Genomic DNA, 20,468 nt, shown 5'->3' with positions numbered 1-20,468 from the left:
GGCTCTGATCCGGCGTGCGTGCCAGAATCCGCCGCATGCGCAACACGGGTTCGGGCACGCGGTGGTGGTGGATGGTCGGGGCGGTGGCCTCGCTGGCTGGCGCCGTGGTGCTTGCGCGGCAGGCCATCGACGAGCAGCGCGCCCTGTTCGAAACCGACGCCCGCATCGTGCACCGGCTGTTGAGCCAGCAGGTGGTGCAGCACGACGCCATCCTTGCCACCCTGGCTCTGCTGCAGCCCGGGCCTGAATCGCCCGGTGCCACACCGCCCGAACAGCGCCTGCCTGCGCTCTACCCGCACATCCTCGCGGTGCAGCGCCGCGACCGCAACGCCGCCTGGCCCGATGCGGCACTGAGCGCCGCCGAAGCCGACTCGCGGACCCGCCGGCGCGCCGCGCTCGCGGCGGTGGACCTGGCCAGCGGCCGCTACCGGCTGGTGCTCGCCGCCGACCCCACGGCCTTCGCCCTCACCATCGACCTGCGCGGCATGGTGCCCTGGGCCGATTGGCCCATGAAGCCCGCCAGCAGCCCGGTGCGCGTCGCACTGGAACACGACGGCCAGACGGTCGAGCTGCAGGCGGGCGACACGACCGCGCAGGCGAACCCCGGCGGCTGGCGCTTTGAATTCCACAAACACCTGGCCGCCGAGAGCCAGCCTTTTGATGTGGTCGCCACGCGGCACATGGGCTGGAGCGAACTGCCCTGGGGCCGCATGCTGGCATGGTCGCTCGCAGTGGCACTGGTGCTCGCGGCCCTGGCCCAGTGGCAGCGCCAGCGGATGGCGCGGCGCCGCGCTGAAGAACTGTTGCGGCTCGGCCAGGTGGCACGGCTGAACACCCTGGGCGAGCTGGCCGCCGGCATGGCGCACGAACTCAACCAGCCGCTCACCGCCGTGCTGGCCAACACCCAGGCCGCGCAGCGACTGCTGGGCGACGACCCGCCCGAGCTGGACACCGCACGCACCGCCATGGCACAGGCCGCCGCGCAGGCCCGGCGCGCCGCCGAGGTGGTGGGTCGACTGAGGCGCGCCGTCGAGCGGCCAGACACGCGCGGCGGCGTGCTCGCCGTGGACCTGTCCGATGCCGTGCGCCGGGCGCTGTACCTGCTGGAGCCCGAGTGCGAGCGCCGCGGCGTCGTGCCGCAATGGCAGGCGACCAGCGCGGTGACGGTGGCGGCCGACCCGGTGGCGCTGGACCAGATCGTGCACAACCTGCTGATGAATGCCCTGCAATCGCTGGAAGCGGTGAAGCCCTTGGCGCGCCAGCTCTTGCTCACCGTGTCGCAGACCGAAGGACAAGGCGAACTGCGCGTGGCCGACAGCGGGCCCGGCATACCGGCAGAGGTGCTGCCGCGCTTGTTCGAGCCCTTCTTTTCCACCCGAGAAGGCGGCCTCGGCCTGGGCCTCTCGCTATGCGAAACCCTCGCCGGCGGCATGGGCGGCTCGCTCAGCGCCGCCAACCGGCCCGAGGGCGGCGCGGTGTTCAGCCTGCGCCTGCCGCTGGCGGAGAAACACAGATGAGCGCCGCGCAGGGCCGTTCCCAAGCAAGCTCGCACCGAAGCCCGCAGTGCGAAGGTACTCCAGTGAGCGCCGCCCGGCCGTTCCGAAGGCGCTCAGCCCCGCAGTGCGCAGCACGGAGGGCAGTCCAGTGAGCGCCTCGCCGGGCCGCCCCAAGCCAGCTCGCACCGCAGCACAAAGAGCGGTGGTTGCCGCATGAGCCCGACCCTGTCGCCCACCATCCACCTGATCGATGACGACGCGGCCGTTCGCGAGGGCCTCGCCCTGCTGATCGGCACCGTGGGCCTGCGCGTCACGACCTGGAGCGACCCGCAAGCCTTTCTCGACGGCTTCGACCGCGGGGCCATCGGCGCCATCGTGCTCGACGTGCGCATGCCTGGCATCAGCGGCCTGACGGTGCTGGACACGCTGGTGGCGCAGGGCGTGGACCAGCCGGTGATCATGCTCACCGGTCACGGCACGGTAGACATGTGCCGCCGCGCCTTCAAGGCGGGGGCCGCCGAGTTCCTGGAGAAACCGGTCAACGACGAGTTGCTGATCGAGGCGCTGCAGAACGCGGTGCGCCAGCACGTGCGCTCGCGCGAGCGCCACCAGACCGACCGTGCCGCGCGTGAGCGCTACGCGCAGCTGTCCGAGCGCGAACGAGAGGTGCTGGGCTTCATCGTGGCAGGGTTGACCAACAAGGAGATCGGACGTGCGCTCGATCTCTCGCCGCGCACGGTCGAGACCCACCGCGCCAACCTGTTCGCCAAGCTGCAGGCCGAGTCGCTAGCGCAACTGATCCGCCACTACGCCGCGCTGGTCGATGCCGACAATGGCGCTCCGTAGTTCTACGGAGCGCCGCACGTAGCCGCCCGAATGGCGGTGACGCCGGCGAATTTCTACAGTTCTCCCACGGTTGATCGAACCGTTCAACTCCCTGGAGAACCGCATGAAACACGCCGTCAAATTCGCCGCCATCGCCCTGTCCCTGATTGCCAGCGCCGCCAGCGCGCAGGCTGTTCGCACCGAGAAAAACATGTCGCTGGACCTGGCCAACCAGATCGCTGCCGCCACCGTGGCGTCGTGCAGCGCCAGCGGCTACAACGTGACCGCCGCCGTGGTCGACCGCGCCGGCACCCTGCGCGCCCTGCAGCGCGCGGACAACGCCGGCCCGCACACCGTGGGCGCCGCACAAGGCAAGGCCTACACCTCGGCCTCGGCCCGCAACACCACGACCGCGATGCTGGAGAACCTGCAGAAGAACCCCGGCGCCGCGACGCTGGTGGACATCCCTGGCTTCCTGGTGCTGGGCGGCGGCGTGCCGGTGAAGGTGGGCAACGAAGTGATTGGCGCTGTGGGCGTGGGCGGCGCACCCGGTGGTCACCTGGACGAGCAGTGCGCGAACGCGGGCATTGCCAAGGTCGCGGAGCTGCTGAAATGAAAACGCTGCTGCTGGCCGTGTCGCTGGCCTTGAGCGGCATCAGCGTGCAAGCCCAGGTCGCGCCCAGCGCGGCCGAGGCGGCGGCCTACACCGGTCTGCACATGGCAGCGCACAAGGGCGACCTCGCCAAGTTGCAGCGACTGGTGGCGTCGGGCGCGGCGCTGAACACGACCGATGGGCACGGGCGCACGCCACTGCACGTAGCGACCTTTGCCCGGCAGCGCGAGGTGATCCGCGCGCTTGCGAAGGCCGGCACCGATCTGAACCAGCTGGAGAGCGACCGCTACGACGCTGTCACCATCGCCTCGGTGGCCGACGACGAGGACACGCTGAAGGTGTTGCTGCAGCTGGGTGCGAGCGTGAAGCAGACAACCAGCCGCTACGACGGCACTGCCTTGATCGCGGCGGCGCACCTGGGGCACGACGGCGTGGTGCGGCAATTGATCGCCGCCGGGGCCCCGCTGGACCATGTGAACAACCTGCACTGGACCGCCGTGATCGAGTCCATCGTGCTGGGCGATGGGGGTGCGCGTCACCAGGCGACGTTGAAGGCATTGATCGATGGGGGGGCGAACCTGCAGTTGGCGGATCGCAGCGGCCAGACGCCGCTGTCGCTGGCGAAGGCTCGCGGGTACTCGGCGATGGTGTCGATGCTGGAGAAGGCTGGGGCGCGCTGAGCCTTTGTTCGCGCCTGCGCTTCCTCCATGGTTGGAAGGGACGGGATAGCCGACTCCGCTCATGTCCCCCGGGGCCGCTGCGCGGCCCCTCCTCCTTTACTTCGCTGCGCCAGCTACCCCGTCCCTTCCAACCGCGCACGAGTGGGCGCACCCACGGATGAGCTCCCACATCACCTCGGATCGGGGTGGCAGTGCGTTCTGTGCAGTGAGGTAAAGGAGGAGGACCGGCGCAGCCGGTCCGGGGGACACGAACGGAACAGAGCGCGCTGGCGCCCCAATCCCGCGAGGTGCGGGTTTATGAAAGCGTGACGCGAGCAAACTTCCGTTTGCCGACCTGCACCACATACACACCTGCACCCAGTTTCAGTCCCTTGTCGCTGACCACGGCCGAGTCAATGCGCACGCCGCCGCCGTCGATCAACCGGTTGCCCTCGCCGTTGGACGCCACCAGCCCCGCCGCGTTGAGCAATGCCGCAATGCCCATGGGCACGCCCCCATCGGCCAATGAAAGCGACACCTCGGGAATTTCGTCCGGCACGCCGCCCTTGCTGCGGTTGATGAAGTCCTGCTCGGCCGCGTCAGCAGCGGCCGCACGGTGGAATCGCGTGGTGATTTCCTTGGCCAGCATCACCTTCGCGTCCTTGGGGTTGCGGCCGCCCTCAACCTCTTTCTTCAACGCCTCGATCTCAGCCAGCGACTTGAACGACAGCAGCGTGAACCAGCGCCACATCAGCGTGTCGCTGATCGACAGCACCTTGGCGAACATGCTGTTGGGTTCTTCGGTGATGCCGATGTAGTTGTTCTTGGACTTGGACATCTTGTCGATGCCGTCCAGGCCTTCGAGCAGCGGCATGGTCAGGATGCACTGCGGCTCCTGGCCGTATTCCTGCTGCAGGTGGCGGCCCATCAACAGGTTGAATTTCTGGTCGGTGCCGCCCAGTTCCAGGTCGCTCTTGAGCGCCACCGAGTCGTAGCCCTGCATCAGCGGGTAGAGGAACTCGTGCACCGAGATCGGCGTGCCGGCCTTGAAGCGGTCGTGGAAGTCGTTGCGCTCCATCATGCGCGCCACGGTGTACTTGGCGGCGAGCTGGATCATGCCCATCGAGCCCAGCGGCAGGCTCCATTCGCTGTTGTAGCGGATCTCGGTCTTCGCCGGGTCCAGCACCAGGCTGGCCTGCTTGTAGTAGGTCTCCGCGTTGGCTTTGATCTGCTCGCTGGTCAAAGGCGGGCGCGTGTTGTTGCGGCCAGAGGGGTCGCCGATCAGGCTGGTGAAGTCGCCGATCAAAAAAATCACCTGGTGCCCCAGATCCTGCAGCTGGCGCATCTTGTTGAGCACCACCGTGTGGCCGATGTGAATGTCCGGTGCGGTCGGGTCCAGGCCGAGCTTGATGCGCAACGGCACGCCGGTTTTTTCGGACCGCGTCAGCTTTTTCGCCCAGTCGTCCTGAGGAATCAGCTCTTCACACCCCCGCAAGGTCACCGCCAATGCCTCGCGCACGCCGTCTGTCAGACCGTCACCGCCGTCGGCCTGGTTTTGAACACCTTTGGTATCGATTTCGCTGTGATTCATAAGGGTTTTTTCAGATGCGACGAGGGGTGATGTGGCTATACTTTTGGGTTTCGCGAGCCCGGATTTTAGTGGGCGAGTTGAGGCCAACGTCGATGGCTCGGCTGACGCGATCAGAACACCCCTTGTCGACGGGTGGCGCCACCACCCCTTCAGCCGGACATCGATCTTGAATTTTTCTTCCCGCACGGACAAGCTGCCCCGCTTGGCACGGTCCTCCACCCACCCGCTGATCGACAGCCTGGCCCGCCATCCACGACGCATCATGGTCGGGATCGGCATGCTGCTGCTGGGCACCGGTGTGACCGCCTTCGGCATCGCGCCGCTCGCGCCCGATGCTGCCTTGATGCCGGTGCAACAGATTGTTGAAGAACTGTCGGTGCAGCCTTTCGCCGACCTGAGCGTGGGCTCAGTGCCATTGACGCTGTACCGCAGCGACACCGTGCGCCGCGACGACACCGCCCAGACCCTGTTGCAACGCCTAGGCGTGCTGGACCCCGCCGCCCTGGCCCTGCTGAACAGCGATCCCCAGGCCCGTCAGCTGTTTGAAGGCCGGACCGGCAAGCTGGTCACCGTCGAAACCAACGACCGGCAGGCACTGCAGCGCCTAAGCGCACGCTGGCTGCCGGACGACGGCCGCGTGTTTCAACGTCTGGTGATCGAAAGTGGTCCGCAGGGACTCCAGGTCCGCATTGAAAGCGGCGAACTGACCGCTCAGATGCGCATGGCCAGCGGCGTGATCAACAGTTCGCTGTTCGCGGCTACTGATGCCGCCAATCTTCCCGACAGCGTGGCGGTGCAACTGGCGGAAATGTTCGCCAGCGACATCGATTTCCGCCGCGATCTGCGTCAAGGCGATCGCTTCAGCGTGGTGTACGAAACCCTGGAGGCCGACGGGGAGGCGCTGCGCGCGGGCCGTGTGTTGAGCGCCGAGTTCATCAACAACGGGCACGCGCACGAAGCGGTGTGGTTCGAGGAACCCGGACATAAAGGTGCGTATTACGGCTTCGATGGCGAGAGTTCGCGTAAGTCATTTTTGAGTTCGCCGCTGGAATTTTCGCGTGTGAGCAGCGGCTACGGCATGCGCTTTCACCCGATCTCTGGCAAACAGAAGGCCCATCTGGGCATCGACTACGCCGCCCCCACCGGCACCCCGGTTCGCACCATCGGCGACGGCGTGGTGACGTTTGCGGGCGTGCAGCGCGGCTACGGCAACGTCATCGAAGTCACCCACAAGGACAACAAGTCCACGCTTTTTGCCCACTTGAGCCGCATCGATGTGCGCACAGGCCAAAAGGTCGCTCAAGGCGACTTCCTGGGTGCCGTTGGCTCCACCGGCGCGTCCACTGGTCCGCACCTGCACTTCGAATTCCGTGACAACGGCGTTCACCAGGATCCGCTGGAGATCGCACGTCAGAGCGAGAACATCCCGATCGATCAGGCCTTCCGTGCCCGTTTTGAAGCCGTTGCCCAGCAGCAGCGGTTGAGCCTCAACGCCGCCGCCACCTTGTTGCAAGCCAACGCGGAATGACAACCCTTTTGCGTAGGGCATAAAAAAAGGAGCGCATGGCGCTCCTTTTTTTGGGTTCAGTGATCGCTCAGACGCTGAAGCTGGATCCACATCCACAGGTGGTGGAAGCGTTCGGGTTTTTGATCACGAACTGGGCGCCTTCCAAGTCTTCCTTGTAGTCAATCTCGGCGCCCACCAGGTACTGGTAGCTCATCGCGTCGATCAGCAGCGACACGCCGTTCTTGGTCATCGTCGTGTCGTCTTCGTTGACCACTTCGTCAAATGTGAAGCCATACTGGAAACCCGAGCAGCCGCCACCTTGCACGAACACGCGCAGTTTCAGGTCGGGATTGCCTTCTTCGGCCACCAGCTCAGCCACTTTGGCTGCAGCGCTGTCGGTGAAGACCAGCGGCGCTGGCATGTCGGTCTGGATGTTGTCGGCGACGGCGCTCATGCGTGTCCTTGAATGGTGGGGGAATCGGACTTTGACCCAACTCCGAAAGGGGGTGCTGTGAGTGCCCTTCACTCACGACGAAATGCAATGCTATAGCAAAACGCTCGGGATTGCGTTCAACCGTTGTTTGCCGCCAGCTTCAGTGTGGGTTTGTCCTCGACGCCCCCCGTCATGGGCTTGAGCTGGCCAGAGATCGTGGCGCCTTGGTGCATTTCCAGCGCTTTGTAAGACACATCGCCCTCGATGCGTGCCTTGGGCTGCAGTTCCAGCAGGTCGAAGGCCAACACGGGACCCTTGACGGTGCCATTGATGATGACGTGGTCGGCGTGTATCTGCCCACTCACGCTGGCCGACTCGCTGATCACCAGAATGCTGGACTGCTCGTCGCTCGCACGGATGTCCCCGACCACTTCGCCATCCACCCGAAGTCCATCGTGAAACACCACATTGCCCTCAATGCGGGTTCCCTGAGCGATCAGGCTTTTGATGGGCGGTTGTTTTTTCTTGCCAAACATGGGGATCTCCAGAACGACGGCGGTCAGAGTTTGATGGTGTGCAGAACCTTCACGGCTCCACCCTGCAGGATTTTTGCGGTCACGGTTTTTACCACGGCCTGTGGCGGAACGTCCACAAGGCCTTCCTGGCGTAAATAGCCTTTGATCAGCACCGATTGAGGCGCTGGCGCCTGCAACGCCGTCCACGGCCGACCATCCAGCGTGCCAGTGAAACTGACTTCCAGTTGTCCTTTGAATTCGGGGGCATTTTTCTCCGCCTGCATCATCAAAACCTGCCACTTGAGCTGTGCCTCGGCCACACGCTCGATCTGCAAGCCTCGAATACTCAGGGCATCGCCTCCAGTGCCGGGAATCAGGCGTTCGAAAAAGCCCAGGTCGCTGCGCAGTGTCTGGTTGTCGGTCTGCAGCTGTCCGATCTGCATCATCAGCTGCGTCTGCACGGCCTTCTCGGCGGTCAAAAGGCTTTCCGACGTGTTGACGATCGATTGCGCCCTGCCCAGGTCGGTGCGCAGCGCCTGCACCTCGCTGCGCAATTGCGCCAGCTCCTGCGTGGCATTGCGGTCCAGCCCGGCAATGTCTTTGCCGAACTCAAAGGCCCACAGCGCCAGTGCACCCGAAAAACCCAGCACAACAGCCGCGAGCAACCAGCGAAGCGGCCAGGGCGTGGCGCTGCGGATGGCCATGCGCGGCGCGCTGACCGTCATTCTTCTGCGCATCAGGCGCAACCTCATGAGCCACCCCTCTCAACAAAAAAACAGGCCATAGAAAGCAAAAACCGCCCCAAGACAAGCTTGAAGGCGGTTTCTGCGGCAGAGACCAGTCGCTGTTTAGCGCTTACTGAACTGCTTGGCGCGGCGTGCGGAACGCAGACCGACCTTTTTACGCTCAACTTCGCGGGCATCGCGGGTCACGAAACCGGCTTGCGACAGACCCGACTTGAGCGTGGCGTCGTAGTCGATCAGGGCGCGGGTGATGCCGTGGCGCACGGCACCGGCCTGGCCGGATTCGCCACCACCGTGCACGTTGACCATCACGTCGAAGGTTTCGGCGTGGTTGGTCAGCAGCAGGGGTTGCTTGCAGATCATGATGGAGGTCTCGCGGCCGAAGTAGGCCTGGATGTCCTTGCCATTGACCACGATCTGGCCGGAGCCTTTTTTCAGAAACACACGGGCGACGCTGGATTTGCGACGGCCGGTGCCATTGTTCCATTCACCAATCATCTTGAGGCTCCTTTAGATGTCCAGCACTTGCGGCTGTTGGGCGGTGTGGGGATGCTCGGCACCGCCGTACACCTTGAGCTTCTTGATCATGGCGTAACCCAGAGGACCCTTGGGCAGCATGCCCTTGACGGCCTTCTCGAGCGCGCGGCCGGGGTGCTTGGCCTGCATGTCGCGGAAGTTGGTGGCGTAAATGCCGCCCGGGTAACCCGAGTGGCGGTAGTAAATCTTGTCGGTGGACTTGGTGCCCGTGACGCGGATTTTCGCTGCGTTGATGATGACGATGAAGTCACCGGTATCGACGTGAGGCGTGTAAATGGCCTTGTGTTTGCCGCGCAAACGGAGAGCCACTTCACTGGCAACTCGTCCGAGGACCTTGTCGGTCGCGTCAATCACAAACCACTCGTGCTTCACGTCAGCTGGCTTGGCGCTGAACGTAGTAGTCATGAGTTTTCTCTTGAAAGAGGGGGTTTGGCGGGCTCTTTTCCACGGTCGGCTCTTCTCTGATGGAAGACTCTTAGGTGGGGTTTGATCTTCGTCGCGGAGCCACTGAATCGCTGCGAAGCCTTTGATTGTACGATTTTTAGGCGCGGCGTGGCAAGTTCTGCCCCTGTCATGCTGGGCCGGCGCTACCATTCAGGCATGTTCAGTTACCGACACGCCTTCCACGCGGGCAACCACGCCGATGTGCTCAAGCACATCACCTTGATCGCCACCTTGCGCCATTTGATGCAGAAGGAGGCGGGCATCACCCTCATCGACACGCACGCTGGCGCGGGGTTGTACCGCTTGGACGGTGACTACACGGAAACCGGCGGAGAAGCCAAAGACGGCGTGGTCAAGCTGATGGCCGCCTTGCGCCCAGCGGGTACAGCGCCTGTGCCCGCCGCACCAGTGATCAACGACTACCTGGACCTGATCACCAGCTTCAACCCCTCGGGCCTGCTGCGTGTCTACCCCGGCTCGCCCTTTGTGCTGCATTCGCTGCTGCGCACCGAGTCGCGCGACAAGCTCAAGTTGTTTGAGTTGCACCCAACCGACAGCCGCACGCTCACAGCCAACATCGGCCAACTCGAAGCGGGCCGGCAGATCGCGGTGGCGTTGCAAGACGGTTTTGAGGGCGTCAAGCCGCTGCTGCCGCCGCCGCCATCTGCCACCGGCTCCAAGCGTGCGGCCGTCCTGATCGACCCCAGCTACGAAATCAAAAGTGATTACGGCAAAGTGAGCGCCTGCATACAGGAGATCATGCGCCGCTTCCCGACCGGTACCTACCTAGTCTGGTACCCGATCATTCCACGCCCAGAAGCCCACGACCTGCCCCGGCGCCTCAAGACGCTGGCCAATCAGGCCCAACGGCCGTGGCTGAACGCCACCCTGGCCATCGGTCAAGACCCCACGGACGGCCCGGACGACCGGCCCGGCCTGACCGCCAGCGGCATGTTTGTCATCAACCCGCCCCACACGCTCAAGGCGGCACTGCAGGCCGCACTGCCTCAGCTGCTGACCCACCTCGGGCGCGGCCGGGGCAAGGCGCAATCGCTCGACACAGGTGGCTGACCGCTGCACCGGCTCTGCCCCTCATACGGCTTTGCATTCAAGCGTAGAACAAGGCGCGAAGCCGCAGACAGTGCTACAGCACGGCAAGGCGAAGCAACGAAGTTATACGTTTGAAGGCAACGCCGTATCAGGGCCGTGCCAGCACCAGGGCCCAGTAGGGAACAGCTCGATCTGAGGGCTGCAGCACGCAGCTGACGCCGAACTCGACAAAGTCGCGGCTCATCAGGTTGCTGCAGTGCCCTGGGCTGGACAGCCATCCGGCGAGCACCCCCTCCACCGAGGGTTCGCCCGCAGCCAGGTTTTCACCCACCGAGGTCCATGCATAGCCCTCAGCGGACACCCGCTGGGCCAGCACCCGCCCATCCAGGCCGGTGTGGGAAAAGTAGTTGCGCGTGGCCATGTCCCGCGCGTGCCGGGCGGCAGCATTGAACAGTCGCGGGTCCCAGTTCAGCGGAGGCACAGCGGGCATGGCCCTGGACCCGCACATCCGTGGCTGGGCCCGGGCGGCATTGATCCGCGCCTCCAGCGCCGCACGAAAACCGGGCAATCCACAGCTGGTCTGACGGTCCAGCGGCTCACCGGACGCAAAGGAGGCCCACGACATGGCTCCCGCGGTGGCAGCTGCGAGGCAGACGGCCCTCCATGGAAAGGATCGAAAACTGGGGCGAACCGTGGTGAAGGACATGGCGCCACTGTAAAGACACCGGGCCCGGATAAACCCTGATCGTGGCCCACCCAATTAACCAACCGATTGGTCGGTTAATTGCATATACTGCCGTTTCACCCCATCAGGCAACCGGTTCCCGGGTCAGGAGACGTGCATGTACACCCAATCGTTTTCAGTCGCCGACAGCGAAAGCAAGCCAGGGCTGAGGGCCGTTGCGGCATCGGCCAACGCGGAAGACACGGCCTTGCAGGCCCATTTCGACGCCGTGATCGACGCCGACGGCAAGATCGAACCGCGTGACTGGATGCCCGACGGCTACCGCAAGACCCTGGTGCGCCAGATCAGCCAGCACGCGCACAGCGAAATCGTCGGCATGCTGCCCGAGGGCAACTGGATCAGCCGCGCACCCAGCCTGAAACGCAAGGCGATCCTGATCGCCAAGGTGCAGGACGAAGGCGGCCACGGGCTCTACCTGTACAGCGCCGCCGAGACCCTGGGCACCAGCCGCGACCAGATGCTCGAAGGTCTGCACAGCGGCAAGGCCAAGTACAGCTCCATCTTTAACTACCCCACGCTCAACTGGGCCGACGTGGGCGTGATCGGCTGGCTGGTGGACGGCGCGGCCATCATGAACCAGATCCCGCTCTGCCGCTGCAGCTACGGCCCCTACGCCCGCGCCATGATCCGCGTCTGCAAGGAAGAGAGCTTCCACCAGCGCCAGGGCTACGAGGCCTTGCTGGTGATGATGCAGGGCACGGCCGAGCAGAAGGCCATGGTGCAGGACGCCGTCAACCGCTACTGGTGGAAGTGCCTGGCCATGTTTGGCCCTCCCGACGCCGACAGCCCGAACAGCTTGCAGGGCATGCGTTGGGGCATCAAGCGCATCAGCAACGACGATCTGCGCCAGAAGTTCGTCGACGCCACCGTGCCACAGGCCGAGGTGCTGGGTGTGACCCTGCCCGACCCGGAACTGAAGTGGAACGAAGCGCGTGGCCACTGGGACTACGGGCAGATCGACTGGGACGAGTTCTGGGCTGTGGTCAACGGCAACGGCCCGTGCAATAAAGAGCGCCTCGCGACCCGCGTCAAAGCCCACGAACAAGGTGCCTGGGTGCGCGAAGCCGCCATGGCCCACGCTGCCAAACAGCACGCCCGCAACCTGAAGGAGGCCGCATGAACCAAAGCCCTCTCCCCAACCCTCTCCCCAAGGGAGAGGGAGCGCCCGCATCGACAGCCGCACTGAAAGAATGGCCGCTCTGGGAAGTGTTCGTGCGCAGCAAGCAGGGCCTGGAGCACAAACACTGCGGCAGCCTGCACGCCAGCGACGCGCAGCACGCGCTGCAGATGGCGCGCGACGTCTACACCCGCCGCCAGGAAGGCGTGAGCATCTGGGTGCTGCCGTCCAACGCCATCACCGCCAGTGAACCCGACAGCAAGGACAGCTTCTTCGACCCGGCGGCCGACAAGATCTACCGGCACCCGAGCTTTTACGAGATCCCCGACAAAGTGGGGCACATGTGATGGCGGCAACCGAACCGAGCGCCGCGCAGGACCGCCCCAAGCCAGCGAGCGCCCCCTTGGGGGGCAGCGCACCACACGCAGTGGGAAGCGTGGGGGCTCCAGTTGAATATTTACTGCACCTGGCCGACAACGCCCTGGTGCTGGGACAACGCAACGCCGAATGGTGCGGCCACGGTCCCATCCTCGAAGAGGACCTGGCGCTGGCCAACAACAGCCTGGACCTGATCGGCCAGGCGCGGCTGCTCTACCAGCACGCGGCCAGCCTCATCAATACCGACCCGGCCGAGGCGCAGCGCTTCGCGCATTTGCAGGGCGCACGCCAGAACGGCCTGATCACCGAGGACACGCTGGCCTACTTCCGCGACACCGCCGAGTTCCGTAACCACACGCTGATGGAGCTGCCGCACCACGGCCCGCTGGTGGGTTACGCGGTGAGCGAGCGCGACTACGCCGTGACCATCGCGCGCAACTTCCTCGTCAGCGCGCTCATGGTGCTGGTGTGGGACAAGCTGCAAACATCGAAGGATGCGCAGCTGGCCGGCATCGCCGCCAAGTCATTGAAGGAGGTGCGCTACCACCTGCGCCACGCGTCGGACTGGCTGGTGCGTTTCGGCGACGGCACTGAAGAATCGCACCGCCGCGCCCAGGCCGCGCTGGACCATCTGCTGCCCTACTGCGAAGCCTTCTGGCGCCCCGGCCCGGCCGAGCAGACCGCGGCCGCCAACGGCACCGGTGTGGACATCCTCTCCCTGCGCGAGCACTGGAACGCGCTGGTGAACGACACCCTGAACGAGGCCACGCTCACGCGACACGACCAGCCGCACGCGGGCTACGTGGCCCAAGGCCACGTGGGCGGGCACTCGGAGCACCTGGGCTTCCTGCTGGCCGAGATGCAGAGCCTGGCCCGCATGCATCCGCAGGGTGTCTGGTGAGCCCCATGGGCGCAGCGATGCTTGACAAGCCCGATGCCGCGATCATCGCGATCCGGGCCGCCCTGTCTCGACTGACCGACCCCGAAATTCCCGCCATCACGCTCGAAGAGATGGGCATCCTGCGCGACGTCCGCCTGGGGCACGGCGGCGAGCCCGAGGTGGTGATCACACCCACCTACAGCGGCTGCCCCGCCATGGGGCAGATTGAGGACGACGTGCGCGCAGCGCTGCAAGACATGGGTTTTGAGGGCCGTGTGGTCACCCAGCTCTCACCCGCCTGGACCACCGACTGGATGAGCGAACCAGCGCGCGAGAAGCTGCGCGCCTACGGCATCGCGCCGCCGAAGTGCACGCAAACGCCACCCGCCGGCGTGTTGCGCTTCAGCCGTCAGGCAGTGACGGTTGAAGCCATCGCCTGCCCGCAGTGCGGCTCGAACAACACCACACAAACCTCGCCCTTCGGCTCCACCGCCTGCAAGGCTCTTTACAAGTGCCTGGACTGCCTCGAACCCTTCGACTACTTCAAGCCGTACTGAACATGAACGCAGTCCTCCCCCGTTTCCACGATCTCACCGTCTCGCGCGTCAGCCCCGAGGCCGCAGGCGCCGTGGCCATCTCGTTCGCCGTCCCCGAGCCACTGCGCGAGACCTTCGCCTTCGAGCCGGGCCAGTTCCTCACGCTGCGCGCCAGCATCGGCGGGCAAGACATACGACGCAGCTACTCCATCAGCAGCCCGCGCAGCCTGCTCACGCGGCAGGGCGAGCTCACGCTGGGCATTCGCCCCGTGGAGGGTGGCGTGTTTTCCAACTGGGCGGCGGCCGAGCTCCAGGCCGGCGACACGTTGAGCGTGATGCCGCCCGACGGCCGCTTCACCGTCCACAAACCCCGCGCCATCCACCGCGTGGGCTTCGCGGCGGGTTCGGGCATCACACCCATCCTGTCCATCATGGCCAGCACACTGGAGGAGTCGCCCGACTCGAAATTCACCCTGGTCTACGGCAACCGGCGCATGGCCAGCGTGATGTTCAACGAGGCCCTGCAAGACCTGAAGGACCGCTACCCCGGGCGCCTCACGCTGATCCACGTGCTTTCGCGTCAGGCGCAGGAGGTGCCGCTGCTCGAGGGCCGCATCGACGGCGACAAGGTGCGCGCCATCATCGCCGCGCTGCTGCCCGTGGGTAGCATGGACGAGGTCTTCATCTGCGGCCCCGAGTCCATGATCGAAGCGACCGAAAAGGCCTTGCTCGACGCCGGTGTGCGCCCGGACCGCGTGCACACCGAGCGCTTCACTTCGCCCACGTTGGAAGCCCTGCCCACGGACCAGCGCCAGGCCGCCGTGCTCGGCCACCCGGCCGTGCGCACCGACGGCGAAGTGGCACTGACCGTGGTGCTCGACGGCAAGCCGCACCAGTTGCGCATGGGCAAGGACGACAAGGTGCTCGATGCGGCGCTCAACGCCGGGCTGGACCTGCCGTGGTCGTGCCGCGGCGGCGTGTGCTGCACCTGCCGCGCCAAGGTGGTGGAAGGCTCGGTCACGATGGACAAGAACTTCACGCTGGAGCCCTGGGAAACCGACAAGGGCTTCGTGCTGAGCTGCCAGGCGCGACCGATCACCGACACACTCGTGGTCAGCTACGACGAGCGCTGACCGCGCGCCTCAAACAAAAAAGGCCTCCTGCCTGGAAGACAGGAAGCCTTGCGAAGCGCTGAAGAGGGTGGGTGTCAGAACTTCCAGCCCAGGCCCACGCCGACCAGCACCGGATCGACCTTGAACTTGCCGATCTCACTGCCACCGGCCGACACCTTGGTGCCGATGTACACCTTCTTCACGTCAATGTTGAGGTACATGCCCTTGCCGACGGGGATGTCCACACCGGCCTGCAGCGCCGCGCCCACGCTGTTGCGCTTGATGTCCACGCCAGCCGGCAGGTTCACCGAGCTGAAGCGCGTGTAGTTCAGGCCCGCACCCACATAGGGCTTGAACGCACCCATCGGAAAGTGGTACTGGACGCTCAAGGTGGGCGGCAGGTGTTTGAGCGAGCCGATCTCGGCGCTGCCGGCCGACAGGGTGTGCTTCTGCGGCACGGTCAGGATCAGCTCGGTGGCCAGGTTCGGGCTCAGGAAGTAGGTGAAGTCCACTTCCGGCAACCACTTGTTGTTGATGGACAGGTCCAGACCGGTGCTGTCCTTGTTGGCGCTGTTCAGGTGAACGGCGCGGGCGCGGACCAGCACATCGCCGGCCTTGAAATCTTGGGCCAACGCAGGGGCTGCGGCCAGAACGGACAGGGTGGCGATGGCAAGGATGTGCTTCTTCGACATGATCAACTTCTTCCTCATCACGGGAACATTCCCGAAACGGATTGGAGTCGCCACCCCCGGTCTGCCGGTTGAGTCATGTCAAGGGAATGGGGCGCCGAGGCCGCGAACGCCCGCTTCAGCGCTGTGCTTTGACCCAGATCAAATCGATATCAGGACCGGACCGAACGGGCGCCCCGGGAACCGCTGACGCTCAGCGCAAGGCGGCGGCAAGCGCCCGCGCGTACCGCGGGCTGGCACCGATGTCGTTGTGCCCCGTGCCCGGGATGTTCACCAGGCGCGCCACGCCGGGCCGAAAGTGCGTCAGCAGCCGGGCCGTGCGCTCCGGCCGGATCAGAGTGTCGTGCTCGGCCGCGATCAAGGTGGTCGGCACGCCGATGCGCCCGGCCAGTGCGGCCGAGTCGAAGCGGTCCCGGATCAGCCAGCGCACGGGCAACCACGGAAACTGCTCGACCGCCACGTTTTCAATGCTGTCGTAGGGCGTGATCAAGACCAGCCTGGCCACCGCTCGTTCGCTGGCGAGGCGAACGGCCACGCCACTGCCCAGGCTGCGCCCCACCACCTTGATCTCAGGGTGGCCGCGCCGTGCGTGCTCATACAGCACCAGCGCATCGGCGTGCAAGACCAGCTCGGTGGGCTCACCCGTGCTCTGCCCGAAACCCCGGTAGTGCAACAGGTACAGCGCGTGGTCGGGGAACAGCTGCGCCAGCTGCGGCAAGGTGGCCGACACGTCCTCGGCGTTGCCACCAAAGTACAGGAGGGCGGGCGCGCCGGGGCGAGACCGCACACTGACCTGCAGCGTGGCACCCTCCACCGGCAGCGCCAGCGATTCGCCCGGCAGACGCGCCGGTTGCGGGAGGTAAAGCAAGGCGCGTTGCCACGTGTACATGGCACCACATCCCGCCAGGTACAGCAGCGCCAGACCCGACAACAACCACACCAACGCCACCTTCAGCGCGCGCACCGGGCGTTGATCCTCACACCTTGTCCAATGACTGGTCCAGATCGGCCAGCAGGTCGTCGATGTGTTCGATGCCAATGGACAGGCGGACCATGTCCGTGCTCACGCCGGCCTTCTTCATCTCGTCGGGATTGAGCTGGCGGTGCGTGGTGGTGGCAGGATGGCAGGCCAGCGACTTGGCGTCACCGATGTTCACCAGCCGGGTGAAGAGCTGCAGCGCGTCCTGGAAACGCGCGCCGGCGGCAATCGCGTCGGCCGACTTCAGGCCGAAACTGATGATGCCGGAAGCGCGGCCACCCATGTACCGCTGCACCAGCGCGTGGTCTTTGTGGTCGGGCAGGCCGGCGTAGTTGACCCAGGCCACCTGGGGGTGGTTCTGCAGATGCATGGCGATCTTCACCGCGTTCTCGCAGATGCGGTCCATGCGCAGTGCCAGGGTTTCGATGCCTTGCAGGATCTGGAAGGCATTCATGGGCGAGAGTGCCGCGCCCATGTTGCGCAGCGGCACCACTCGAGCGCGCCCGATGTAGGCGGCAGCGCCCAGCGCCTCGGTGTAGACCACGCCGTGGTAGCTCACGTCGGGTTCGTTCAGGCGTTTGAAGCGGGCCTTGTGTTCCGCCCACGGGAACTTGCCGCTGTCGACGATGGCGCCGCCGATGGTGGTGCCGTGGCCGCCCAGGTACTTGGTGAGCGAGTGCACCACGATGTCGGCGCCGTGTTCGAACGGGCGGCACAGGTAGGGGCTGGTCACGGTGTTGTCCACGATCAGCGGCACGCCGGCGGCGTGGGCCACTTCAGCGAGCGCGCCGATGTCGGTCACGTTGCCCAGCGGGTTGCCGATGGACTCGCAATAGACCGCCTTGGTGCGCTCGTCGATCAGCGCGGCGAACGCGGCCGGGTCGCGCGGGTCGGCGAAGCGCACGGTGATGCCCTGTTGCGGGAAGGTGTGGGCAAACAGGTTGTAGGTGCCGCCGTAGAGCGTGGAGGCCGAGACGATGTTGTCGCCGCTCTCGGCGATGGTCTGGATCGCCGCCGTGATCGCTGCCATGCCCGAGGCCATGGCCAGCGCACCGATACCGCCTTCGAGCGCGGCCAGACGCGCTTCGAGCACGCCATTGGTCGGGTTCATGATGCGGCTGTAGATGTTGCCGGCGACCTTGAGGTCGAACAGGTCGGCGCCGTGCTGCGTGTCGTCGAAGGCGTAGGCCACGGTCTGGTAGATCGGCACCGCCACCGCCTTGGTGGTGGGGTCGGGGGTGTAGCCGCCGTGCACGGCGATGGTTTCGATTTTCATGTAGCGGGTCTCCTGGATGGGTGGCCGCACCAGGGATTCCGCGCAGCCGGCGTCATTCTCTCAGCAACTCCACCGAGGTCACGCCGCGGTGGCGCACGCCCAGTGCCGTGATCGCGGCCTGGCTCAGATCGATGATGCGCCGGTGCCGGTAAGGGCCTCGGTCGTTGATGCGCACGACCACCTCCTTGCCGGTCTGCAGGCTGCGCACGCGCACCCGGGTGCCGAACGGCAAGGTCTTGTGCGCGGCCGTGAAATCGTGCATGTCGTAGCGCTCGCCGCTGGCGGTGCGGCGACCGTGAAACTTGCGCCCATACCACGACGCCAGCCCTTGGGCGATCAGCTGATCGGGTGCCGACGCGGTGACGGGCCGATCTCCGGTTTCGGGGGTGGCATCCCCGCGCGCGGTCGGCGCCCCCGACGGCTCGGATGCGGCAGCGGAAGGCGCTATCGGTTCGGGTGATCCAGCGGGCTGACCGACCTGCGAGCGGTCTGCGCCTGGCGCGGGGTTCACCGGCGCTGGAGCGGGGGCCGCGCAGCCCACCAGCAGGGCCATCAACAGCCACGCCGCGAACGCGTGGCCGCGGCGGGGTCGGGATCTGGGGTCGATGGGCATGGCGTGTGCTTTCAGGCGCGTTCAGACAGCCCGGCACCTTACCCCAATTGCAGCCGCTTCACGATCTCCAGCGTGGCCGCGCTCTGGTTCATGGTGTAGAAGTGCAGCGCGGGCACCCCGGCGCTGCGCAACTGGTCGCACAGGTCGGTCACCACGTCCAGGCCGAAGGCCTTGATGGACGCGATGTCGTCGCCATAGCCTTGCAGGCGCAGGCGGATCCAGCGCGGGATCTCGGCGCCGCAGGCGTCGGAAAAACGCATCAGCTGCGTGGAGCTTCCAATCGGCATGATGCCCGGCACCACCGGCGCGGTGGCGCCCAGCTTGTGCGCGTCGTCCACGAAACGGAAGTAGGCGTCGCTGTTGTAGAAGTACTGCGTGATGGCCGAGTCCGCGCCGGCCTTGATCTTGGTCACGTAGGCCTGCAGGTCGGCCTCAGGCGACTTGGCCTGTGGGTGGATTTCCGGGTAGGCCGCCACCTCGATGTGGAAGTCGCGCCCGGTTTCTTCGCGGATGAAGGCCACCAGATCGCTGGCGTGGTGGAACTCGCCACCGATGCCGTAGCCGCTGGGCAAATCACCGCGCAGCGCCACCAGGCGCTTCACGCCCATGGCCTTGAGCGTGGCGAGCTGTTCGCGCACGCTGGCCTTGGTGGCACCGATGCACGAGAAGTGCGAGGCGGCGCTCACGCCCTCGGCCAGGATTTCGCCCACGGTGTCAAACGTGCCTTGGTGCGTGGAGCCGCCCGCGCCGTAGGTGACCGAGCAGAACTCGGGCTTCTGCACGTAGAGCTGCTGGCGCACGGCGCGCAGCTTCTCGGTGCCCTCGGGCGTCTTGGGCGGGAAGAATTCAAAACTCAATGGCAACGCCATGGTGATTCCTTGTCGAGCGTCGGGCCCACGGAGCGGCATCAAGCCGACCGTTTCGCCCAGATGAAAAATTCGCGGTTGCCGTCACCGCCGGTGATGGCACTTTCAAAGTAGTCCCGCAGCGTCAGGCCGCGGTCCACACAGGCTTGTGCGATGCGCTCGCGCACCAGCGCATAACTCGCGACGTCCTTCACCAGACCGCCCTTGCCGATGTGCTCGGGCTGCAGTTCGAACTGCGGCTTCACCAGCATCAGCAAATGGCCGCCCTCTTTCAGCAGCGGCACGATGGCCGGCCACACCAGGGTCTGCGAGATGAACGACAGGTCGCCCACGATCAGGTCGAAGGGCGCGGCAGCGTCTTCACCACCCGCCTCCACCAGCTGTTCGGCCGTGAGCTCGCGGGCGTTGCATTTCTCCATGCAGACCACACGCGATTCGGCTCGCAGCTTCGGGTGCAACTGGCCCTGGCCCACGTCCACGCCCACCACCCGCGCGGCGCCGCGCTGGAGCAGGCAGTCGGTGAAACCACCGCTGCTCTGCCCCACGTCGAGGCAGCGTTGGCCGGTCACATCCAGGCCGCAGTGCGTGAGCGCGCCGTCGAGCTTGAGCCCGCCGCGCGACACGAAGCGAGACTCCGCCGTGTCCAGCAGCTCCAGCTCCACCGTCTCGCGCAGCTCATCGCCGTTTTTGGTGACGGCTTTCCAGTCGCCCGGCGGCACACGCCAGCGCACACCCGCAGCGATCAGCCGCTGGGCCTGTGAGCGGGATGCGGCGAGGCCGCGTTCAACGAGAAGTTGGTCAGCACGCATGGGGAGAACGGAAAAAAAGAAGGCAGCAACGTCACTGGCGAGCAACGAGCGGTCC

The 20,468-nt window shown here is 65.6% G+C and carries 24 protein-coding genes; 11 read left to right on the top strand and 13 right to left on the bottom strand.

Going from position 1 to position 20,468, the window contains the following annotated elements:
- Positions 1–35 precede the first annotated feature (35 nt).
- From B0E41_RS17655 to B0E41_RS17640, 4 genes are all read left to right on the top strand, one after another.
- Positions 36–1,517 carry an ATP-binding protein gene (locus B0E41_RS17655; protein WP_077332721.1) on the top strand — a complete coding sequence of 494 codons (1,482 nt, stop codon included), beginning with the start codon at positions 36–38 and terminating at the stop codon, positions 1,515–1,517.
- Positions 1,518–1,709: 192 nt separating this feature from the next.
- Positions 1,710–2,342, top strand: a complete 633-nt coding sequence (locus B0E41_RS17650; protein ID WP_077332719.1) for a response regulator — start codon at positions 1,710–1,712, stop codon at positions 2,340–2,342.
- A 103-nt stretch (positions 2,343–2,445) separates the two neighbouring features.
- A complete protein-coding gene (locus B0E41_RS17645) occupies positions 2,446–2,937 on the top strand; it encodes a heme-binding protein (protein ID WP_077332717.1) in 492 nt (163 codons plus the stop codon).
- Positions 2,934–3,614 (top strand): ankyrin repeat domain-containing protein, encoded by a 681-nt coding sequence (locus B0E41_RS17640; RefSeq protein ID WP_077332715.1) that lies wholly within the window; start codon positions 2,934–2,936, stop codon positions 3,612–3,614. Before B0E41_RS17645 ends, B0E41_RS17640 begins: the two co-directional genes overlap by 4 nt.
- Positions 3,615–3,909: 295 nt before the next feature.
- Here B0E41_RS17640 and tyrS read toward each other — a convergent pair whose 3' ends face one another.
- Positions 3,910–5,184, bottom strand: a complete 1,275-nt coding sequence (gene tyrS / locus B0E41_RS17635; RefSeq protein WP_077332713.1) for a tyrosine--tRNA ligase — start codon at positions 5,182–5,184, stop codon at positions 3,910–3,912.
- 166 nt (positions 5,185–5,350) lie between these two features.
- On the opposite strand from tyrS, the gene B0E41_RS17630 reads away from it, so the two are divergent.
- Positions 5,351–6,712, top strand: coding sequence for a M23 family metallopeptidase (locus B0E41_RS17630; RefSeq protein ID WP_253194978.1), 1,362 nt, complete (start codon positions 5,351–5,353; stop codon positions 6,710–6,712).
- 67 nt (positions 6,713–6,779) lie between these two features.
- On the opposite strand, the gene erpA is transcribed toward B0E41_RS17630, so the two are convergent.
- From erpA to rplM, 5 genes are all read right to left on the bottom strand, one after another.
- On the bottom strand, positions 6,780–7,145 hold the full coding sequence (gene erpA, locus B0E41_RS17625) for an iron-sulfur cluster insertion protein ErpA (protein WP_077332711.1): 366 nt from the start codon (positions 7,143–7,145) through the stop codon (positions 6,780–6,782).
- Between the two features lie 116 nt (positions 7,146–7,261).
- Positions 7,262–7,660: a polymer-forming cytoskeletal protein gene (locus B0E41_RS17620; RefSeq protein WP_077332709.1), complete on the bottom strand. Its 399-nt coding sequence runs from the start codon at positions 7,658–7,660 to the stop codon at positions 7,262–7,264.
- Positions 7,661–7,683: 23 nt separating this feature from the next.
- On the bottom strand, positions 7,684–8,391 hold the full coding sequence (locus B0E41_RS17615; RefSeq protein ID WP_077332707.1) for a DUF6776 family protein: 708 nt from the start codon (positions 8,389–8,391) through the stop codon (positions 7,684–7,686).
- Positions 8,392–8,487: 96 nt separating this feature from the next.
- Entirely contained in the window at positions 8,488–8,880 is a 393-nt protein-coding gene (rpsI, locus tag B0E41_RS17610) for a 30S ribosomal protein S9 (protein ID WP_077332705.1), read from the bottom strand.
- 12 nt (positions 8,881–8,892) lie between these two features.
- The gene (rplM, locus tag B0E41_RS17605; protein WP_077332703.1) at positions 8,893–9,324 is read right to left on the bottom strand and encodes a 50S ribosomal protein L13; all 432 of its coding nucleotides are present in this window, start codon (positions 9,322–9,324) and stop codon (positions 8,893–8,895) included.
- A 195-nt stretch (positions 9,325–9,519) separates the two neighbouring features.
- Between rplM and rlmJ the strand changes: the two genes are divergently transcribed.
- On the top strand, positions 9,520–10,434 hold the full coding sequence (rlmJ, locus tag B0E41_RS17600; protein ID WP_077332756.1) for a 23S rRNA (adenine(2030)-N(6))-methyltransferase RlmJ: 915 nt from the start codon (positions 9,520–9,522) through the stop codon (positions 10,432–10,434).
- Between the two features lie 127 nt (positions 10,435–10,561).
- On the opposite strand, the gene B0E41_RS17595 is transcribed toward rlmJ, so the two are convergent.
- Positions 10,562–11,038, bottom strand: a complete 477-nt coding sequence (locus tag B0E41_RS17595; protein WP_077332701.1) for a CAP domain-containing protein — start codon at positions 11,036–11,038, stop codon at positions 10,562–10,564.
- Between the two features lie 217 nt (positions 11,039–11,255).
- On the opposite strand from B0E41_RS17595, the gene paaA reads away from it, so the two are divergent.
- The 5 genes from paaA to paaE all read left to right on the top strand — a co-directional run bounded on the left by paaA (position 11,256) and on the right by paaE (position 15,202).
- A complete protein-coding gene (gene paaA / locus B0E41_RS17590; RefSeq protein ID WP_077332699.1) occupies positions 11,256–12,278 on the top strand; it encodes a 1,2-phenylacetyl-CoA epoxidase subunit PaaA in 1,023 nt (340 codons plus the stop codon).
- Positions 12,275–12,622, top strand: coding sequence for a 1,2-phenylacetyl-CoA epoxidase subunit PaaB (gene paaB, locus B0E41_RS17585; RefSeq protein ID WP_077332696.1), 348 nt, complete (start codon positions 12,275–12,277; stop codon positions 12,620–12,622). The genes paaA and paaB overlap by 4 nt, the downstream gene beginning before the upstream one ends.
- A gap of 89 nt (positions 12,623–12,711) precedes the next feature.
- Positions 12,712–13,554 (top strand): 1,2-phenylacetyl-CoA epoxidase subunit PaaC, encoded by an 843-nt coding sequence (gene paaC, locus B0E41_RS17580; protein ID WP_253194974.1) that lies wholly within the window; start codon positions 12,712–12,714, stop codon positions 13,552–13,554.
- A gap of 17 nt (positions 13,555–13,571) precedes the next feature.
- Complete coding sequence (gene paaD / locus B0E41_RS17575) at positions 13,572–14,090, top strand: 1,2-phenylacetyl-CoA epoxidase subunit PaaD (protein WP_077332754.1); 519 nt, start codon at positions 13,572–13,574, stop codon at positions 14,088–14,090.
- Positions 14,091–14,092: 2 nt separating this feature from the next.
- Entirely contained in the window at positions 14,093–15,202 is a 1,110-nt protein-coding gene (paaE, locus tag B0E41_RS17570) for a 1,2-phenylacetyl-CoA epoxidase subunit PaaE (RefSeq protein ID WP_077332692.1), read from the top strand.
- Between the two features lie 74 nt (positions 15,203–15,276).
- Here the strand turns inward: paaE and B0E41_RS17565 are convergent, their stop codons facing one another.
- The 6 genes from B0E41_RS17565 to B0E41_RS17540 all read right to left on the bottom strand — a co-directional run bounded on the left by B0E41_RS17565 (position 15,277) and on the right by B0E41_RS17540 (position 20,413).
- Positions 15,277–15,873 (bottom strand): OmpW family outer membrane protein, encoded by a 597-nt coding sequence (locus tag B0E41_RS17565; RefSeq protein WP_253194972.1) that lies wholly within the window; start codon positions 15,871–15,873, stop codon positions 15,277–15,279.
- A 190-nt stretch (positions 15,874–16,063) separates the two neighbouring features.
- Positions 16,064–16,834: a lysophospholipase gene (locus B0E41_RS17560; protein WP_253194970.1), complete on the bottom strand. Its 771-nt coding sequence runs from the start codon at positions 16,832–16,834 to the stop codon at positions 16,064–16,066.
- Between the two features lie 13 nt (positions 16,835–16,847).
- Positions 16,848–18,125, bottom strand: coding sequence for an aminotransferase class I/II-fold pyridoxal phosphate-dependent enzyme (locus B0E41_RS17555; RefSeq protein ID WP_077332688.1), 1,278 nt, complete (start codon positions 18,123–18,125; stop codon positions 16,848–16,850).
- A gap of 52 nt (positions 18,126–18,177) precedes the next feature.
- Entirely contained in the window at positions 18,178–18,738 is a 561-nt protein-coding gene (locus tag B0E41_RS27745; RefSeq protein ID WP_077332686.1) for a septal ring lytic transglycosylase RlpA family protein, read from the bottom strand.
- A gap of 38 nt (positions 18,739–18,776) precedes the next feature.
- Positions 18,777–19,607, bottom strand: a complete 831-nt coding sequence (gene metF / locus B0E41_RS17545; protein WP_077332684.1) for a methylenetetrahydrofolate reductase [NAD(P)H] — start codon at positions 19,605–19,607, stop codon at positions 18,777–18,779.
- Between the two features lie 38 nt (positions 19,608–19,645).
- The gene (locus B0E41_RS17540) at positions 19,646–20,413 is read right to left on the bottom strand and encodes a TlyA family RNA methyltransferase (RefSeq protein WP_077332750.1); all 768 of its coding nucleotides are present in this window, start codon (positions 20,411–20,413) and stop codon (positions 19,646–19,648) included.
- Between the last annotated feature and the right edge of the window lie 55 nt (positions 20,414–20,468).

This window comes from Hydrogenophaga sp. A37 (genome assembly GCF_002001205.1).
Taxonomy (GTDB): Bacteria; Pseudomonadota; Gammaproteobacteria; order Burkholderiales; family Burkholderiaceae_C; genus Hydrogenophaga.
The sequence above is the reverse complement of the archived record's forward strand: the minus strand, read 5'-3'. Positions and strand labels throughout refer to the sequence as shown.